Source organism: Starkeya nomas (assembly GCF_902703545.1).
GTDB lineage: Bacteria > Pseudomonadota > Alphaproteobacteria > Rhizobiales > Xanthobacteraceae > Ancylobacter > Ancylobacter moscoviensis.
Genome location: NZ_CACSAS010000018.1, coordinates 1 through 541, shown reverse-complemented (window position 1 = coordinate 541; position 541 = coordinate 1). Strand labels below are relative to the sequence as shown.

1 protein-coding gene is annotated in these 541 nt (G+C 71.3%); it reads left to right on the top strand.

What is annotated here, in order from left to right:
- Positions 1–408, top strand: a 408-nt coding sequence (locus tag STARVERO_RS21970; RefSeq protein WP_159602133.1) for a regulatory protein GemA, incomplete at its 5' end; no start/stop codon positions are given.
- Positions 409–541: the final 133 nt, after the last annotated feature.

The window sequence follows — 541 nt, the reverse complement described above, 5'->3', positions numbered from 1 at the left end:
CCGTATGCCGGCCAGTGCCGCGCGCTCTGGATAGCGGGATGGAACCTCGGCGTCGTGACCGACCGCCGCGATACCGCCCTCGTCGCCTTCGTCGAGCGTCAGACCGGCATTCCCACCCTCAACTGGGTGCGCGACGCCGAGGACGCGAACAAGGCCATCGAGGCGCTGAAGGACTGGATCAACCGCATCACGCCGGTGACATGGAACGCCTCGGCGCACGCCCTGCGCGCCCGCCGCATGTCGGTCGGCCGCTGGCGAAAGCTCGCCGTCGTCCGCGCCCAGTGCCGCGTCCTGGCCGAGCCCGTGCCAGTCGCGCTGGACGCTCTCTCCGACGCCGAGCTGCAGGCGCTGCAGAGCACGCTGGGCCGGCGCATCCGCCGCCTGAAGGACCGGAGGGCGCGGGCATGAGCACGAAGCGCCGTCGCCGCCGCACGGGCGGCACGATCCAGCTCGACGCGGTGCTCGCCGCCTCTAACCGCCTCTCCATCATGCACGAGGGCCTGATCGAGCAGGGATATTCCTGCTCGGGCGGCAAGCTCTC